Annotated in this window: 9 protein-coding genes; 5 read left to right on the forward strand and 4 right to left on the reverse strand. The window is 64.6% G+C overall.

Annotated elements, in window-relative coordinates; genetic code table 11:
- Positions 1–114: 114 nt before the first annotated feature.
- Positions 115–897, forward strand: a complete 783-nt coding sequence (locus ACFRFQ_RS00840) for an oxidoreductase (protein ID WP_378651874.1) — start codon at positions 115–117, stop codon at positions 895–897.
- Between the two features lie 7 nt (positions 898–904).
- Here ACFRFQ_RS00840 and ACFRFQ_RS00845 read toward each other — a convergent pair whose 3' ends face one another.
- The 3 genes from ACFRFQ_RS00845 to ACFRFQ_RS00855 all read right to left on the reverse strand — a co-directional run bounded on the left by ACFRFQ_RS00845 (position 905) and on the right by ACFRFQ_RS00855 (position 4,041).
- Complete coding sequence (locus ACFRFQ_RS00845; RefSeq protein ID WP_378651877.1) at positions 905–1,801, reverse strand: class I SAM-dependent methyltransferase; 897 nt, start codon at positions 1,799–1,801, stop codon at positions 905–907.
- A gap of 246 nt (positions 1,802–2,047) precedes the next feature.
- A complete protein-coding gene (locus tag ACFRFQ_RS00850) occupies positions 2,048–2,386 on the reverse strand; it encodes a hypothetical protein (RefSeq protein ID WP_378651879.1) in 339 nt (112 codons plus the stop codon).
- An 11-nt stretch (positions 2,387–2,397) separates the two neighbouring features.
- Complete coding sequence (locus ACFRFQ_RS00855) at positions 2,398–4,041, reverse strand: (2,3-dihydroxybenzoyl)adenylate synthase (RefSeq protein ID WP_378651882.1); 1,644 nt, start codon at positions 4,039–4,041, stop codon at positions 2,398–2,400.
- Positions 4,042–4,103: 62 nt separating this feature from the next.
- Between ACFRFQ_RS00855 and ACFRFQ_RS00860 the strand changes: the two genes are divergently transcribed.
- Genes ACFRFQ_RS00860 through panD form a run of 3 tightly spaced genes read left to right on the forward strand, consistent with a single transcriptional unit; the run spans position 4,104 to position 5,997 of the window.
- Positions 4,104–4,859: an SDR family oxidoreductase gene (locus ACFRFQ_RS00860; RefSeq protein ID WP_378651884.1), complete on the forward strand. Its 756-nt coding sequence runs from the start codon at positions 4,104–4,106 to the stop codon at positions 4,857–4,859.
- Positions 4,860–4,918: 59 nt separating this feature from the next.
- Positions 4,919–5,584 (forward strand): isochorismatase family protein, encoded by a 666-nt coding sequence (locus ACFRFQ_RS00865; RefSeq protein ID WP_378651886.1) that lies wholly within the window; start codon positions 4,919–4,921, stop codon positions 5,582–5,584.
- A gap of 17 nt (positions 5,585–5,601) precedes the next feature.
- Positions 5,602–5,997, forward strand: coding sequence for an aspartate 1-decarboxylase (gene panD, locus ACFRFQ_RS00870; RefSeq protein WP_378653474.1), 396 nt, complete (start codon positions 5,602–5,604; stop codon positions 5,995–5,997).
- Between the two features lie 10 nt (positions 5,998–6,007).
- On the opposite strand, the gene ACFRFQ_RS00875 is transcribed toward panD, so the two are convergent.
- A complete protein-coding gene (locus tag ACFRFQ_RS00875) occupies positions 6,008–6,883 on the reverse strand; it encodes a siderophore-interacting protein (protein WP_378651902.1) in 876 nt (291 codons plus the stop codon).
- Positions 6,884–7,027: 144 nt separating this feature from the next.
- Here ACFRFQ_RS00875 and ACFRFQ_RS00880 point away from each other — a divergent pair, with 144 nt between their 5' ends.
- Entirely contained in the window at positions 7,028–17,674 is a 10,647-nt protein-coding gene (locus ACFRFQ_RS00880) for an amino acid adenylation domain-containing protein (protein ID WP_378651904.1), read from the forward strand.
- Positions 17,675–17,693 lie beyond the last annotated feature (19 nt).

The following is a 17,693-nucleotide window of genomic DNA, read 5'->3' on the forward strand; positions in this document are numbered from 1 at the left end:
ATTTCCTCCGAAAAGTGAGGTTCAAGCCTTACCGGCGCCAGGTTTATTTGCCGATCGCAATGGAGACTCTACGGCCGAAGCCGGATTGCGACCGGTCGGACGGGAGCCGGTTCGATGGATCTACTGTTGAAAGGGAAGACCGCGGTTGTCACCGGTGCAGGTAAGGGCATCGGTCTTGCGATCACCCAGGCATTGGCAGAAGAAGGCGCCCACGTGATCGCGGGTTCACGAACACGCACGGCAGAAATCACGAAACTCGAGGCTGGTGACGGTGTCACGTTCGTTGCCGTCGACCTGGCAAGTGCGGACGGTCCACCGGCATTGGCTGCGGCAGCGGCGGAGCACGGCGGTATCGACATACTGATCAACAACGTGGGCGCGGTGACGCCGCGGACAGAGGGATTTCTCAGTGTCACCGATGCCGACTGGGATGCGTCACTGCGCGTAACGTTCATGTCCGCGGTGAGGATGATTCGGGCTGCTCTGCCTTCGATGACGGCCGGCAGTGGGAGCATCGTGACGGTCAGTTCGGTGAATGCGTTTCTTCCGGACCCAGCGGTGATCGACTACAGCGCAGCAAAAGCCGCGTTGACCAACCTGAGCAAATCGCTGTCGAAAGAGTTGGCACCGCAGGGTATCCGGGTGAACACGGTGAGCCCGGGACCTGTGCGGACGGCGTTGTGGCTCGGGTCGGACGGGGTCGCGTCGACGCTCGCCGGGGTCGCTGGAGTCAGTGCTCGCGACATCGTGGACAGCGCAGCCGCGGGCTCGGAGACAGGCCGATTCACGGATCCGGAGGAAGTTGCGGATCTGGTGGTATTCCTCGCCGGAGGCCGTGCCGCAAACATCACGGGCGCGGATTTTGTCATCGACGGTGGCTTGATCAAGACGCTCTGAGCGGGTGCTATTTCGTGGCCGTCAGATAGCCTGAGCGTTTCGACAAATCGGCAAGTTCAGGTGGAAGTTCCGGGATCGGTTGGCCGTACTCGTCTGCCAGTTCAAGGGTGTCGCGGCACTGAACCGACCAATCTCGGTCGGTCAACCACTGTTCGGGGTCGGCGCGCTGGTCGTCGTAGAACAAGGCGGATAAATCCAAGCCGCCGAAAGGATCTTTCTTGAAGTACTTTGCTCTGATCTCGGCAAATCGTTTGCCGTCCATCCCGGAGGGGAAGTAGTTCAAGGCAATTCGACTTCCGGGCGACGAGAGTTCGTCGATTCTCTCGAACAGCGCGTCATGTGCGGTGCCGGGAAGGTAGGCCAGCAGTCCTTCTGCCGACCACGCCGACGGCTTGGCCCGATCGAACCCTGACGTCTCGAGGGCGGCAGGCCAGTCATCGCGCAGATCGGTGGACACTGCGTAACGGTTCGCTGTCGGTTCTGCTCCGTGTTCGGTCAGTACCCGATCTTTGAAATTCAGTACCTGACGTTGATCAACTTCGAAAACCGCAGTGCCGGTAGGCCAATCCAACCGATAGGCCCGCGCGTCCAACCCGGCTGCCAGAATGACCGATTGGGTGACTCCGGATCGGGCGGCGGCAAGAAAGAACTCGTCGAAAAATTTGGTTCTGATGCCCATGCCGATACCCATGAAGCCGGACAGTGGGAGGTCGTCCAGCGACGACGGGTCGTCCAATAGTGCGATGAAATGCGGTTCCCCTGCGGCTTCGACAAACCATGGAGCATAGGAGTCTTCGATCAGGGCATCGGCGCGACGTGACTCTATTGCGCGAAACGCGGCCACTCCCAGCGCGGTCAGGCCGACGCTGCTGACAATGTCCCAGGTATCGCCGTCGGTGCGCACCTTTTTGATCCTACGCTCGTCGTTGTTCCGAATTCGAGTGTCGTTACTTCCCTTGCAGTTCAAGGGGTTCGGTCTGTTTCGAGATTGCCGGCCGGTTGACAGAGCCAGTGCAGCCCGCCGTCAGGGTTCGAGCTTCGACTGCAAGAGAGTGCGGGGCCCGACGCTTGTGTTTCGGGCAGAGCGGACGTGCGATTTCAACGCTCGGCAAGCAATACAGAAAGGCGACAACCGGTCGCGATGACGCAGTTACAACGCCATGATGTGCTCGATGATCTGGAGGTTGCCGCACGAAACGGCGGCACCGAGTCGAAAGCCAGGTTGTATCGTGCGATCCGGCCACTGGTGGTGCGACGTGCTCGCGTCGAACTCACGTCTGACGCGGCAGAATCCGTAGCCGACGCCGTGTGCCGTTCCGTCGTGAATTCGGTACCGGGTAGGAAGGCGTCGGATGGTTCGCTCGTGCATCTGATGCACGAGCGAACCCGTCGACTGATCGACCGAACGGACGCACAATCCAGGATTGGACTGCCCGCCGAGATCGAGGCTCTCCCCGAGTGCTTGCGGGAGTGCCCAGGCGGGGAGCACGTCGAGCTAGATCAGCGCGCGGCGAGCATCCGACGCAGATCCTTGCGGCTGGTCTTTCCGACGCCGGTCTCCGGGAATGCTTCGAGCACCTGCACTCGGTCGGGGATCTTCCAGCTCGCCAGGCCGCGCTCGCGCACAAAGGCCCGTATCTGGGCGGTCTTCGGCGGACTCGACGGGTCTGCGGCGAGGAGGAAAGCGCACGTGCGCTCACCGAGGTACTCGTCGGGAATGGCAACAACGATGGCGTCGCGAACCGCGGGGTGCGCCAGAAGGTGTTCCTCGAGTTCTTCGGCGGATACCTTCTCACCGCCGCGGTTGATTCGGTCGACAGCTCGCCCGCAGACCGTGATGTTGCCGTTCGCATCAACTCGGACCACGTCGCCGGTGCGGTACCAACCGTCTTCGGTGAAGGAGCGGGCGTTGGCTGCGGGATTGTCGTAGTAGCCGCGAATCGTGTACGGGCCCTTGGTGAGCAGCTGACCTTCGGTGCCTGCGGGTACGTCGTTGTCGTTGTCGTCGACTACCCGGATCCGGTCGGAGGGGGACATGGGGCGGCCCTGCGTGGTGAGTACGACCTCGAGGGGATCTTCGTCGCGGGTGTAACACACCAGGCCTTCAGCCATGCCGAACACCTGCTGTAGCCGTGCGCCCAACGCCGGGCCGATGCGGGCTGCCAACTCGTCGGGGCAGCGAGCGCCGCCGACCAGTACGGATGTCAGCGACGACAGGTCGTGCGAGTGACCACGTTCAGCTGTTTCGGTCCACAACCGGGCCAACGGCGGAACAAGACCCGTCATCGTCACTCCGGCACGTTCGATCATTGCGAAGGCCGTGGTGGGGCTCGGGGACGGGGTCAACGCCACAGTTCCGCCGGCGGCGAGGGCTCCCAGGATTCCCGGAGAGCTCATCGGGAAGTTATGGGCTACCGGCAATGTCGCGAGATAGACCGTCGAGGTGGTAACGCCGCAGATCTCGTTGCTGCGCAGCACGCTGTAGAGGTAGTCGTCGTGGGTACGTGGAATGAGCTTGGGGATGCCGGTGCTGCCGCCGGACAGCTGCAGAAACGCCACGGATCCCGGATCGGCGGTGGCGAATTCGCGCGGTGCGGCGCGCACAGAATCGAAGTTCACGGTACCGGCCGGAGCCTCCGATCTGGAATCCGGCAGACACACAACGGTATTCAAGCTCGGAGTCGAAGACGCCACTTCGAGTGCAAGGGCGCCGTGGTCGAATCCGTCGATGTGGTGCGACGTAATGATGGCGACGGCGCGCGAGGCACTGGCCAGCGCGGTCAACTCGGAAGAACGATGCGCGGGGAGGCAGAACACGGGTACTGCGCCGATCCGGAAGATCGCGAACACGACGGCGACGAACTCGGCGTGGTTGGGCAGTTGGATCATCACCGGATGCTGGGCGGTGATGCCGAGGTCGGCGAGTCCGGCAGCGAGGGTGTCCACGTGGGCGTCGAGTTCGGCGTACGTCCATGTCTGCTCGGCGTCGACGACTGCGACGGAGTGGGCATGGGCGGCGACGCTCTCGCGCAGAACCTGGTCGAAAGTCTTTCCGGCCCAGACTCCGTCACTGCGGTAGCGGGCGGCGTCGTCTGCAGGCCACGGGGTGAAGGCGAGTTGTGGTGGTGACACTTCGGAAAGCATGTCTTCCTTCACTGGTGGTGGCCCGGCGGCGTGAACAATTTCGATAAGGATAGCCTAGGCTCATGGATGTGAAGGGTGTGACTGGGCGATCTGTCGTGATTACCGGTGCCGGCGGCGGTATCGGCGCGGCAACGGCGGCACTGTTCGAACAGGCCGGAGCGACGGTCGCTCGGTGGGATCTGGCAGCTCCGACCGTACCGGGTGACGGATTCGCGCTCGCGGTCGACGTGACGGATGTCAAGTCCGTCGAGCAGGCATTTGCCGCGACCACCGACGCGATCGGAACGGTGTCGGTGCTCGTGCACACGGCCGGCGTGCTGCGGGCAGGTTCCGCGCTGACCGAGGACAACAACGACTGGGATGCGTGCATGGCAGTCAACGCGACGGGAACGATGAACGTCGCCCGCGAAGCGGCTCGCCGCTTTGTTGCCGCCGGTTCCGGTGTAATCACGGCGGTAGGGTCGAACGCGGCATCGGCGCCACGCACGAACATGGCTGCCTACGGCGCGTCGAAGGCCGCGGCAACCGCTTACCTGCGAAGCCTCGGCCTCGAGATCGCTCCGCACGGAATCCGGTGCAACATCATTTCTCCTGGCTCGACGGACACTCCCATGCTGCGCGGAATGTGGGACGGCACAGACCAATCCGCCGGGGTGATCGCCGGCGACGCCGACGCGTATCGCCTCGGGATTCCGCTCGGCCGGCTCGCACAGCCTGATGACATCGCTGCCACGGCGTTGTTCCTCAGCTCCGACGCTGCCCGGCACATCACGATGCACGACCTCCGTGTCGACGGCGGCGCCACGCTCGACATGTGAAGTCCGTACCTACAACCGATCGAAACCTACAACCGATCGAAACCGAATAGGAGAGCCCGATGGCCATCCCACCCATTGCCGGCTATGTTCTGCCCCGACGCGACGAGGTATCCGCGGACCGCGTCGACTGGCAGCTCGACCCCTCGCGCTGCGCGTTGTTGATCCACGACATGCAGCGCTACTTCATCGACGCCTACAACACCGGTGAGGAGCCCATCTCCACCGCGACGGCAAACATGGTGGCGGTTCGTGACGCGTGTGTTCGGGCCGGGATCCCGGTTGTCTACACGATGCAGCCGGGTGATCAGCATCCGTCCCGGCGAGGCATCCTGGCCGATTTCTGGGGCGAAGGTATGACAACCGGGCGCGATACCGAGGTGATCGACGCGCTCACGCCGGGAGAGTCCGATATCGAGGTGACCAAGTGGCGATACTCGGCTTTCCAGCGCACGGACTTGCGTCAGCTCCTCGGCCGCGTCGGTCGTGACCAGTTGATCGTGACCGGCGTGTACGCACATATGGGCTGCATGCTCAGCGCGGCCGAGGCGTTCATGAGTGACATCGAGCCGTTCATGGTCGCGGACGCGACTGCCGACTTCTCACGCGACGAGCATCTGATGGGACTGGAATACGTAGCCAAGCGGTGCGGGCGGGTGCTCACCGCGGCTGACGTGCTGGGTGCGATCAGCGTGGACGCTGCCGTCGCAGAACTCAGTGGGGTGTGAGACTCGTGAACCGCATCATGCTGTCGGGCAAGATTCACCGTGCCACCGTCACACAGGCAGACTTGCACTACGTCGGATCCGTGACCATCGACCAGGACCTCATGGAAGCGGCCGATCTGCTCGAAGGAGAGCAGGTGCACATCGTCGACATCGACAACGGTGCACGGCTCGAGACCTACGCCATCACCGGCGAACGAGGTTCCGGGGTGATCGGCATCAATGGCGCTGCGGCGCATCTGATCTCGCCTGGGCACTTGGTGATCATCATGTCCTACCGCCATGTCGACGACCGCGCGGCGAAGTCGCTGGTGCCGCGGGTCGTCCACGTCGATACGAACAACGTCATCGTGGAACTGGGCTCGGACCCGGCGCAGCCGGTGCCCGGAGCCCAAGACCAACTTGCCTCACGCTGACCGCGACAGGTCAGGCGTGCTCGCGGCGGCGGTGCTCCAGCGACTCCACGGCCTTGTCGCGCAGCGTGCGAACCCGGGCCAGGGGACCGTCGCCGACCTGCACACGCCAGTAACCGGAAGCGTCGAGGAGATCCTTCGTCACGCCGAGCTGTTTGGCCGTAGCTCGCAATTCACGCACGATGGATGCCTCACCGGCGATCCACATCCAGCCGGCGCCCGTGCTCGGACCGAGAGTGCGAGCGGCATCGGCCAGTAGACGGGCGTCCGAGACGCCGTCGCGACGGTGTACCCAGGTGACGCCGGGAAGTTCGCGCTGTTCTTCTTCGGGGCCGTCGACGAGCACCGCAACGTACAGCGGCACCGAACCGTCGTGTTCTTCGATGTAGCGGGCGATCGCGGGTAGGGCCGTCTCGTCACCGGCAAGCAACCACCAGTCGGCGCCGACAGGCGGAATGGTCGACACCTTCGGCCCGGCCAGGTGCAGGGTGTCACCGGGCTGCGCGTTGCGCGCCCAGTTGCCGGCAATCCCGTGGCCGTGCAGCACGAAGTCGAGATCGAGTTCGCCGGCTTCGGCGTCGAAGCGGCGCACCGTGTAGGAGCGGGCCACCGGCGCCGGACGCTTCGGCCAGTGCAGATGGCCGTCATGCTGCTCAGGCAATACCGGTGCTGCTCCGCCTGTTTCGGGAAGGAAGATCTTCACGTAGTCGTCGGCACCCTCGGTGCGAAACTCGGCGACCGAGTGTTCACCGGACTGGAAGGCGCGCAGTTGCTCGCCCCCGACCGTGATCCGGCGCATGCGCGGTGTGACGTCGACAGTTCGAATGACCGTCAGCTCTCGCAGAACGATCGGCAGGTCGAGCCGTCGGGACGGGGTGGTAACCGGCATGAGCGAATTCCTCTCGCGAATGGACCTATCTATACCCAGGGTGTCAGACGACGCTCGCTCGATCTGAAGTAGGGTAGGTAACCCTAAGCCTTAGAGTGCTCGAGCGAGCGATCAGGGCATGCAGGACTGCGAGGAGATCCAGTGGTGTCGAGTAAGCGTCTGGCGTTGACGGCTGCGCAGGCAGGGATGTGGTTCGCGCAGCAACTCGACCCGCAGAACCCCACGTTTGTCACCGGTCAATGCGTCGAAATCGTCGGCTCACTCGACCCGTCCGTTCTCGTGCGCGCTGTGGATCGTGTGGTCGCGGAAACCCCGTCGCTCATGGCGCGGTTCGGCACGGACTCCGGCGAGGTGTACCAGGAACTCGGTGCCTGGGAGTACCCCGGAACCACCGTTGTAGCACGTGAGAGCTTCGAGGTTGCACTCACAGAGATGCGCGACGAACTTCGCGTACCGCTCGATCCGAGTGCCGGTCCGGGATGTGTTGTTACCGTCTTTGCGCTCGGAGGCTCGCATCACGCGTTGTTCTTCCGTATCCACCACACGTTGATCGACGTCTACGGGTACAGCCTGCTCGGCCGCAGGATCGCCGCTGTTCACAACGCATTGGCTCAGGACAAGGAACCGCCGGCACCCCGCTTCGATCCCCTCGAGTCGGTGCTCGACCAGGACGCCGCCCGTGCGGGTTCCGACTCTGCGACGCTCGATCGGGACTTCTGGTCGGCCGAACTGCTCGGCGCTCCGGAATCGGTGAGTCTCTCCCGGATCGCAAGCCCACCCGCGTCGTCGGTCGCACGGACGCTCCGATCCCACACCACGCTGATCTCCGCAGCATCGGTGGAGCGCATCTCTGCCGCTGGACGCGTTGTCGAGGGCGGCTGGGCCGAGGTCGCCACCGCCGCAGTGACGGCGTACCTGGCACGTTCGAGTGGCACGTACGACGTGACGGTCGGATTCCCGTCGATGAATCGAATGGGGAAAGTTGCAGCAAAGGTTCTGACCACCGCGGTCAATGTCCTGCCACTGCGCGTAGTGGTCGACCCGAACGCCGGCCTCGTCGACCTGGCTGCGGGCGTCCGCGCAGCGGTCGAGCGCACAGCCCCGCATTCCGCGTATCGCTCCGAAGACATCCATCGTGACCTGCGCCTGCCTGCGAGCAGTGCCGGGCCCGTCGGCCCGACGGTCAACATCAAGCCGTTCGGCGACACCCTGCGTTTCGACGGGGCTGTTTCGAGCGTTCACTCTCTGGCCCGTGGCCCCGTGCACGACATCGCCTTCATCGTGCGCCGCCTCGACGAGAGTGGCGAGCTCGAAATCCAGATCGACGCCGACGCCGACAGGTACACGGATGCAGAGCTCACACGTCACGCTGCGGCTCTGCGCAGGCTGCTCGAATCCGTCACCGCCGAGGGCGCCGGCGCAGCGATCGCTCAGGTGTCGCTGCTGGACCCCGCAGATTTACAGATTCTCGAGGAATGGGGCGGGCGGGAAGAAGGCCTTGATGCTCTCTGCCCTGACGTCATGGACCTTTTCGACGCTCGGGTCGGCGAGCGCGGTGACGATCTTGCTCTGGTGGCAGGCGCCGACCGGTTGACCTATGCCGAATTGTCCACGCGCGTCGATGCTCTGGCAGCCGACCTTGCCTCCCAGGGCGCCGGACCGGAGTCCTTGGTTGCACTGGCTCTACCACGATCTGCGTCGGCTGTGATCGCGCTCCTCGCGGTACTGCGGTGCGGCGGCGCGTACATTCCGCTCGACCCGCAGTTCCCCGCCTCGCGACTCGAGTACATGCTCGACGACGCTCGGCCGGCGATTCTGCTGACCACAGACGGCTTCACCGACGCGGTTGTGGTCCCGGCAGGAACTGCAGTCGCAACACTGACCGGAAGCGAAATCGTCTGGTCGGCAGCAGCGTCCAGTGTTGCGAGTGGGCCACGGGTGGCGCCGGCCAACACCGCCTACGTCATCTACACGTCCGGTTCCACGGGAAACCCCAAGGGCGTCATGCTGGACCGCCGCGCGCTGGCACGGTTTGTCCGCTCGGCCACGGATCTCACGAATTTCGACGCACACACCCGGTTGCTCGCCCTGACCACGCTGTCCTTCGATATCGCCGTCCTGGAATTGTTCGTCCCGCTCACCGTGGGCGGCGCGGTGATCCTTGCGGACGAGGACGAGGCCAAGGATCCGGCAGCCATTGCGGCATTGGTGAGTTCGGAGTCCGTCACGGCTGTGCAGGCAACGCCATCGCAGTGGGGGACGGTGCTCGAACATGGCGGCGCCGATCTGGCCGGAGTCGACGTCCTGGTGGGCGGTGAAGCCTTGCCCGCCCGCACGGCGCAACAACTGAGCGAGCAAGCCCGTTCTGTGCACAACATGTACGGACCCACCGAGGCCACGGTGTGGTGCACCAGCACGCCGGTGTTGCCGAACATCGAATGGACAGGTTCGATCGGCCGGCCCTATACAGGCACTGTTGCGGTGGTTCTGGATCGCTACCTGCAGCCGGTCAATGTGGGCGCGATCGGCGAACTATACGTTGCGGGAACACAACTCGCCCGCGGCTACCGTGGTCGGCCTGATCTGACGGCAACCAGATTCGTGGCTGACCCCTTCGGGCGCGGCCGGATGTACCGAACCGGCGACCTGGTGCGGTGGACCGAATCCGGTCAGCTCGAATACCTGGGCCGCGGCGACGATCAGGTGAAGGTGCGCGGGCACCGTATCGAACTCGGCGAGATCGAGACCGTGGCAGGGGAGTTCGACGCAGTTGGAGCTGCTGTGGCGGTTGCCCGAAATGACGTGGGCGGCGCCGTCCATCTGGTCGGGTACGTCACGGCCGCGTCGGGAGCGCACGTCGATTCCGTTGAACTGCGCCGTTTTATCGCAGAGCGTCTACCGGCGTACATGGTGCCGTCAGCGATTGTCGTCCTGGACGAGTTCCCGCTCACCCCCAACCTCAAAATCGATCGGAAGGCGTTGCCGGCGCCGGACTTCGGGAATGCGGACACGGGGCGCTCGGCCGAGACGGTTGCGGAGATCGCACTGTCCGGCATGTTTGCCGACCTGCTCGGTCTCACCGTGGTGGGCGTCGACGCGGATTTCTTCACACTCGGCGGTACCTCGCTTTCCGCTACCAGGCTCGTAGCTCGGCTCAAGTCCGTACTCGGAGTGGAACTGTCGCTGCGTGACGTCTTCGACACGCCGACGGTGGCAGCTCTGGCCGTACGGGTGGAATCCGCGGCGCCGGCTCGTCCCGCCATTGTCGTGCACGAGCGGACGGGCCTGGTGCCGCTGTCGTCGGCGCAGCAGTCGTTGTGGTTCGTTCACCAGACGCAGGGCCCCTCGGCGACCTACAACATTCCGTTTGCGCTGCACCTGAGCGGTGCGGTGAATGCGTCAGCGCTCGAAAATGCAGTTGCGGCAATCGTCACCCGGCATCAGGTGTTGCGCACCGTCGTCGTCGATATCGACGGTGTGGGGTTCGGTCGGGTACTCGATGCGGCGCCGGAGTTCACGGTCAGTGACGTCTCCGAGGGGGAGGTGCAGTCTGCGCTGCTGACCGCAGCTCGGGTGCCGTTCGACCTCGAACACGACATTCCTGTGCGCGGCCACCTGGTGCGGTCCGGTGCCGACACCGCGGTACTGCTGTTGGTTATTCACCACATCGCGGGTGACGAGTGGTCGGCCGGACCGATGCTCACCGATCTGGCAGCGGTGTACAACGGAGAGCAGTTGTCGGCCGAGCAGACTCGAATTCACTACTCGGACTTTGCGATCTGGCAGCAGGAGTGCGCCGAGGATCCCGCGTTACGCGCTTCCACTGACCGACAACTCGCGTACTGGCGAGATCTCTTCACCGGTGCCCCCGAAGAGTTGCAGCTGCCGTACGACCGTCCTCGTCCAGCCGTACCGACGTGGCGCGGCGGTGAGGTGTGGACACACACAGGTGCACCCACGGTGGACGGACTGCGATCCGCGGCCGAGAAATCGGGCTCCACGATGTTCATGCTGGCGCAGGCAGCTGTTGCAGTTCTGCTGTCGAAACTCGGTGCCGGTGAGGACATCACGCTGGGTGCCCCGATTGCAGGCCGGGTGGACGGCAGCCTCGAAGACACCGTCGGATTCTTCGTCAACACGGTGGCGCAGCGGGTAGACCTGACCGGGCGCCCCACCCTGACCGAGGTGCTCTCGCGCGTGCGAGCAGGTGCCCTGGACGGGTTTGCGCACCAGGACGTTGCGTTCGAGCAGGTAGTCGACGCGGTGGGTGTGTCGCGATCGCTCGCCCGACATCCCTTGTTCCAGACAATGGTTCAGCATCGGACCCCGCACTCGGTGCCAACCTTCACGGGACTCGAAGTGAGCCCGTCGTACATTGCCACGGGTACCGCCAAGTTCGATCTGACCTTCGAGTTCGTCGAGCTCGCCGAGGGTCTCGACGTGCGGATCGAGTACGCGGAGGATCTTTTCGATCGGGCGACGGCAGAGTCGATCGCCACTCGGTTGCGCATGGTCCTCGAGTACTTTGCCACCGATGCGAACACCGGTTTGCAGAGCGTGGACGTGCTGTTGCCGGCCGAAAAAAATGCACTGCCGGTGGCGGCTCACACCACCCGCCTGTTGCCAGAGCTGCTGGACGACGCCGAGCAGGAGTTCGCCGATCGAGTCGCACTGATCTGTGGACCGGACGAATACACGTACCGCGAGCTTGCCGATCGTTCGAACCGATTGGCACGGTTGCTGATCCAGCGTGGTATCGGCACCGACGTGGTGGTGGGCATCGCTGTCGGGAGGAGCGTCGAGTGTGTTGTTGCGCTACGAGCCGTGATTGCCGCGGGTGCGGCGTACCTGCCGATCGATCCGTCGTATCCGCGTGCGCGAATCGAGTACATGCTGGCCGACGCCGCTCCGGCGCTGGTGATTGTCGACGAGAACACCGCACAGTGGATACGGCCGGACTCGCAGGATGCGACTGTCGCGGAACTCGAGGGAGCCGCTGCTGCACTCGAGCGCAACCGGGTGGGCAGCGTCGTGTCATCTGCTGCCGCCGCGTACGTCGTCTACACCTCGGGTTCCACCGGTCAGCCCAAGGGCGTGATGGGAACTGCAGGCGCACTGGCCAATCGCCTGGCGTGGCAGCGCGATCTGGTGCGCGCCGACGGGTGGGCAGATGTGCGGTTGGCAAAGAGTTCGATGAGTTTCATCGACGGTTCCACAGAACTGCTGGCCGGTCTCCTGGCCGGTGCGCGGTTGGTTCTCGCGGATGACGCGGAGTCTCGCGATGCCGGGGCGCTCGCAGATCTGATCGACCGGCACGACGTGCGGCAACTCACCGCAGTGCCGAGTCTGGCTGCCGCACTGGCGCAGTTCCGAGAAGAATCGGCACACAGTGTCTCGAGTTGGTTCCTCAGTGGTGAACCGCTCACCCGTGCGGTGATCGATATGTTCGACGACGCCGGCACACGAGTGATCAACTCGTACGGGTCTTCCGAAGTTGCGGGTGACGTGACCTTCTGGACAGCAACGCCTTCACCAGGCCGCGTGCTTATCGGCGCTCCCGTTCCCGGAGTGGGTGTGCGGATCCTCGACGCGCATCTGTGCCCGGTGCCGGACGGGGTGACGGGTGAGCTGTATGTCGAAGGCGTCCAGATCGCGCGCGGTTACCTGGGCCGGCCGGAGTTGACCGCAGCCCGGTTCGTCGCGGATCCGTTGGGCAGTGGTGGGCGGTTGTTCCGCACCGGAGATCTGGTGCGTCGCACCCGGTCCGGAGAACTCGACTTCGTCTCCCGCGCCGACGCTCAGATGAGTCTGCATGGATTCCGGATCGAACCCGGTGAGGTAGAGGCGGCATTGGCTTCCCACCCGTCCGTCGAACGGGCACTTGTCGTGGTTCGCGAGAGCGCAGCGGGGTCCGATCAGCTGGTCGGCTACGCAGTGCGGGTACCGGGCTGCGCCGCGCCGGACGATTCCCAGTTGCGGGCACATCTTCGAGACCTGCTGCCCGACTACATGATTCCCGCAGTGTTTGTTGTTCTCGACGTGTTTCCGGTGCTGCCCAACGGCAAGGTCGACCGCGACGCGCTCCCCGTGCCGGTACGCAGCGAGGGACGGCGCGAGCCGGCAACCGAACTGGAACGGATCTACTGCGAGGTGCTCGCCGAGCTCCTCGGCATGGCCACTGTCGGCCCCGACGAGGACTTCTTTGCTCTCGGTGGCAACTCGTTGCTCGCCACCCGATTGGCGTCGGCGATCCGCGCTCGCACGGGTCACGACGTGACGATTCGTGAGGTGTTCGACCTCCGTACCCCCGCCGAACTGGCTCAGGCAGCTCAGATCGGGAAGGTCAGGCGGCCCGAACTGGTTCGACGGGAACACCGGGCAACCGTGCCGATGTCGGCCGCGCAGGGGCGCCTGTGGTTCCTGTTCCAGCTCGAGGGTCCCAGCTCCACCTACAACATCCCGTACACCATGCATCTGCGGGGCGCGGTGGACTTGGCTGCGTTGCGCGGTGCGCTGGCGCATGTTCTGAGCCAACACGAAACACTGCGCACGGTGTTCACCGCGGAGTCCGGCGACGGTGAGGCCGGGCACATCGGTTACCAGCGAGTGCTTCCGATCGGGGACGTCGAACTTGACCTCACCGTGCTCGACGTGACCCCGGCTGAACTCGAGTCGACACTCGCGCGGGAAGCCGGCTACACCTTCGACATCGCCCGCGAATTGCCGGTGCGCGCTGTTCTGCTTCGCACCGCTACCGACGACGCGGATCTGATGGTGCTGGTGCATCACATCGCGGCCGACGAATGGTCCGCTCGTCCCTTGGTGTCCGATCTGACCCGCGCGTATTCGCACCTTGTGTCCGGCACGGGGACCATTCCCGAACTACTGCCGGTGCAGTACCGAGATTTCAGCGCGTGGCAGCCCGAAGTCCTGGGCGCGGCAAGCGATCCCGAATCGGTACTGGCCGGTCAGCTCGGCTATTGGACCGGCGTGCTTGCCGGACAGCCGGAAGAGCTTGCGCTCCCACGTGATCGGCAGCGTCCCGCAGTGTCGACGTACCGGGGATCCGCGGTCGCGTTCGAACTCGAACCGGAAGTGCGGGCTTCGTTGGCGGCAATCGCCGCGGCCGGTGGGGCAACGATGTTCATGCTCACCCACGCCGCAGTTGCCGTCCTGCTGGCCGAACTCGGAGCCGGTGACGACATCGTCGTCGGTTCACCTGTTGCCGGACGTTCGGATGCGGCGCTCGAACGCGTGGTGGGCTTTTTTGTCAATACCTTGGTGCTACGCACCGACCTGTCCGGCGATCCGACGTTCGCGCAGTTCCTGGAGCGGGTTCGCGCTACGGACCTCGATGCCTATGCGCATCAGGATGTTCCGTTCGAGCAGTTGGTCGAGGCGATGGCCCCGGCCCGTTCCCTGTCCCGCCAGCCACTGTTCCAGATACTGGTGCAGTACCGCGACGCCGTAGACCGGATCGAGATGTCCGGGCTCGACGCGAGCCCGGTGTTCCTCGAAACCGGAACGGCCAAGTTCGACTTGACGTTCGACCTCGCAGAATCCGCCGACGGCGGCATCCGCGGTCGCATCGAGTACGCCACAGATCTCTTCGATCAGAGCACGGTGGATGCGTTTGCCGGGCGACTGGTTCAGGTGCTGCGGCAGTGTGCGGCCAACCCGGAACTGCGGTTGTCCCAGCTTGATCCGATGACTCCGGCGGATCGGGCGGCACTGGTCATTGCCGAATCGGGTCGTGCAGTGCCGATAGACGGTTCGCTGACCTTGCCAGGTATGTTCGCTCGCCAGGTCGAACTCACACCGGGCGCCGTCGCGATGATCGTCGACGAGAGTGGCGAGTCGCTGACCTACACCGAACTGGATCGGCGAGTGGAGAACCTCGCCGCGACACTTCGTGGTGTGGTGCCGGTCGGTGGCGTTGTCGCGGTGGCGGTACGACGCAGTGCCGCACTGGTGGTGACACTGCTGGCGATCCACCGCGTGGGCGGCGCGTACCTTCCCCTCGACGACAGCTATCCGGTAGACCGACTCGAGTACATGCTCGCGGACGCGCGGCCGTCGTTGCTGGTGGTAGGCCGGGGTATCGAACCGTTGGACTGCCTCGCTCCGATACTCGAGATCGACGAGGGTGGTACCGCAACAACACAATCGGATGTACTCACCGCCGCGGACGTGGTTGTACATCCCGACAGCGCCGCCTACCTGCTGTACACCTCCGGTTCGACCGGGCGGCCGAAGGGCGTTCTGGTCAGTCATCGCGCGGTGGTCAACCGACTGTTGTGGATGCAGGACGAATACCGTCTTGGCAGCGAAGATCGGGTACTGCAGAAGACACCGGCCGGCTTCGACGTATCGGTATGGGAGTTCTTCTGGCCCTTGATTACCGGTGCGACGATGGTGGTGGCTGCGCCGGACGGTCATCGGGACCCGCAGTATCTGCGTGAGGTCTTCCGGCGACGATCCGTCACCACAGCGCACTTCGTACCGTCGATGCTTGCTGCGTTCCTCGATCACGTTGCCCTCGAACAGAATCCCCGTCCCGCGCTGGTTCGAGTGTTGTGCAGTGGTGAAGCGCTCACACCTGATCATCGTGATCGGTTCCATGCGTCGGTCGATGCAGAACTGCACAACCTCTACGGTCCCACCGAGGCGGCAGTGGACGTGACGGCGTCGCACATCGCCTCTGCTGCGGACACGAACTGGGTGACAATCGGTCGCCCGCTGTGGAATACCCGCGTGATTGTTCTCGATGCTCGGTTGCGGCGTGTCGCCCCGGGAGTTGCCGGGGAGTTGTACCTCGGCGGCGTGCAGTTGGCGCGCGGCTACCACGACCGGGCGCCGCTGACTTCGGAACGTTTTGTAGCGGACCCGTTCGGATCTGATGGTGAAAGGCTCTACCGCACCGGTGATCTCGTGCGCTGGCGTGAGCACGGTGACGCGGGCTTGGCACTCGAATACCTCGGTCGCACGGACGGCCAGGTCAAGCTGCGTGGACTTCGGGTAGAACTCGGCGAAATCGAGAACGTGCTGACGTCGCATCCGACGCTTGCCCAGAGCGCTGTTGTTGCGCGACGCGGTCAGATCCACGCGTATGTGGTTCCGGTTCCGGAGGCGACGGTTGCCGCAGCCGAACTTGTGGCCTTTGCGTCCACGTTGTTGCCGGACTACATGGTTCCGACGGCAATTGTCGTACTCGAGGCTCTGCCGCTGACACCGAACGGGAAACTCGACCGTCGAGCGCTGCCGGAGCCGGTTGCTCCCGACGCGTCCGAGCGGCGAGCGCCGGAGGGCCCCGAGGAGACCGCGATGTGTGAGCTCTTTGCCGAGGCGTTGCACGTCGACGCCGTCGGCGCCGATGACGATTTCTTCATGCTCGGCGGCGACAGCATCATCTCGATTCAGGTGGTGAATGCTGCCGCTCGGAGCGGAATTACGTTCGGTCCCAAGGAGATCTTCCAATGGCGGACTCCCGCGGCACTGGCGAAGGTGGTGGATTTCGGCGTCGCTGATGACGCTGAGCCTGGCCACACCGGACCGGTAGACCCGAGCGATGTGACGGGCTCGATGGCGTTGACACCGTTGGTGCACCGCGCCCGCGAGTCCGGAATCTCGCCCGCGGGTTGTGGTACCGCGCTGTCCGTCTCGACTCCCGCAGGAACCACCGCGGACGACGTCGAGCAAGCCATGTCGGCACTGCTGAACGCGCACGACGCACTGCGGTTGCGACTGACCCGGGTTGCGTCTGTTCTGTGGTCCCTCGAGCCGGTCACCGACGCGGCGCTCGTGGCGGCGCAGGTCGATTGCAGCGACCTCGGGGACGCGGATCTTCCGCAGCGCGCCGAGGCGGAGGCTAGGGCGCTGATCGCCGAACTCGACATCGAAGATGCTCGGCCGGTGGCGGCACGATGGCTCGATGCCGGCGAATCCCGCAGCGGAATCCTGGTGGTCGCCCTGCACGCGTGTGTGGCAGATCCGGCGTCCGCTGCGGTGGTGCGAGCAGACCTTGAAACGATCTGGCGCGGGCGCGGCGCACTGTCGGTTCGACGGCCCGCTGCGACCGCACACGGGTTTGCGGAACGATTCAACGAGTTGGCCCAGGATCCGGCGTTGATGGGGGAGCTGACGCACTGGTCTCAGGTTCTGGCGCCGGGAGCCGAGCTGCGGCCGGGCGCGCCCGCGATCGTCACCGGCGGCCCGAGAGGGACGTATCGGACGACGGTGGACGCGCGTTCGGACGGCGATGTCGAAGCCGCAACGCTGGCTGCTCTGGCCTACGGGTTGGCGAAGTGGCGAGGCACACCGGCCGAGTTGACGGTGGAACTCGAGCGTGACGCTCGCATTGCCGGAACGGATGAACCGGATTGCACGGCAACGGTTGGCCCCTTTGCTGTCGGGGTACCGGTTCGGTTGCCGGCGCTGCCCGCTTCTGTGACGTCGGAGGAGGCGTTGGAGTCCGCGGCGGCCGCTCTGAGCGTCGTACCAGGGGGTATAGGCGCCGGCTACAACATGTTGCGATACCTCAATGCGCAAACCGCGCCAGTTTTTGCACTGTGGAGTCGGCCCGAGGTCAGTTTGCGGGTGATCCACGGTGCGGAAAGTCCAGGCGCGCAGTGCCGCGTCGACCCGCGTGTACTCGACGTGACGGCGTACGTCACCGGCGACGGGCGGCTCGTTGACATCCGGCTCGATTTCGACGCGAGTTTCTTCGGTGAAGACGATGCCCGAGCGATTACTGCAGAGTTCGGGCAGGTCGAATTGAGCGTAGTTCCGTAGTTTGGATAGGCTAACCAGC

The organism is Rhodococcus sp. NPDC056743, assembly GCF_042790355.1.
In the GTDB taxonomy this organism is placed as follows: Bacteria; Actinomycetota; Actinomycetes; order Mycobacteriales; family Mycobacteriaceae; genus Rhodococcus_F.

Coding starts and splice junctions, on each gene's coding strand:
- ACFRFQ_RS00875 (WP_378651902.1), bottom strand. CDS start 6,883: ATGCCGGTTACCACCCCGTCCCGACGGCTCGACCTGCCGATCGTTCTG.
- ACFRFQ_RS00855 (WP_378651882.1), bottom strand. CDS start 4,041: ATGCTTTCCGAAGTGTCACCACCACAACTCGCCTTCACCCCGTGGCCT.
- ACFRFQ_RS00840 (WP_378651874.1), top strand. CDS start 115: ATGGATCTACTGTTGAAAGGGAAGACCGCGGTTGTCACCGGTGCAGGT.
- panD (WP_378653474.1), top strand. CDS start 5,602: ATGCTGTCGGGCAAGATTCACCGTGCCACCGTCACACAGGCAGACTTG.
- ACFRFQ_RS00860 (WP_378651884.1), top strand. CDS start 4,104: ATGGATGTGAAGGGTGTGACTGGGCGATCTGTCGTGATTACCGGTGCC.
- ACFRFQ_RS00865 (WP_378651886.1), top strand. CDS start 4,919: ATGGCCATCCCACCCATTGCCGGCTATGTTCTGCCCCGACGCGACGAG.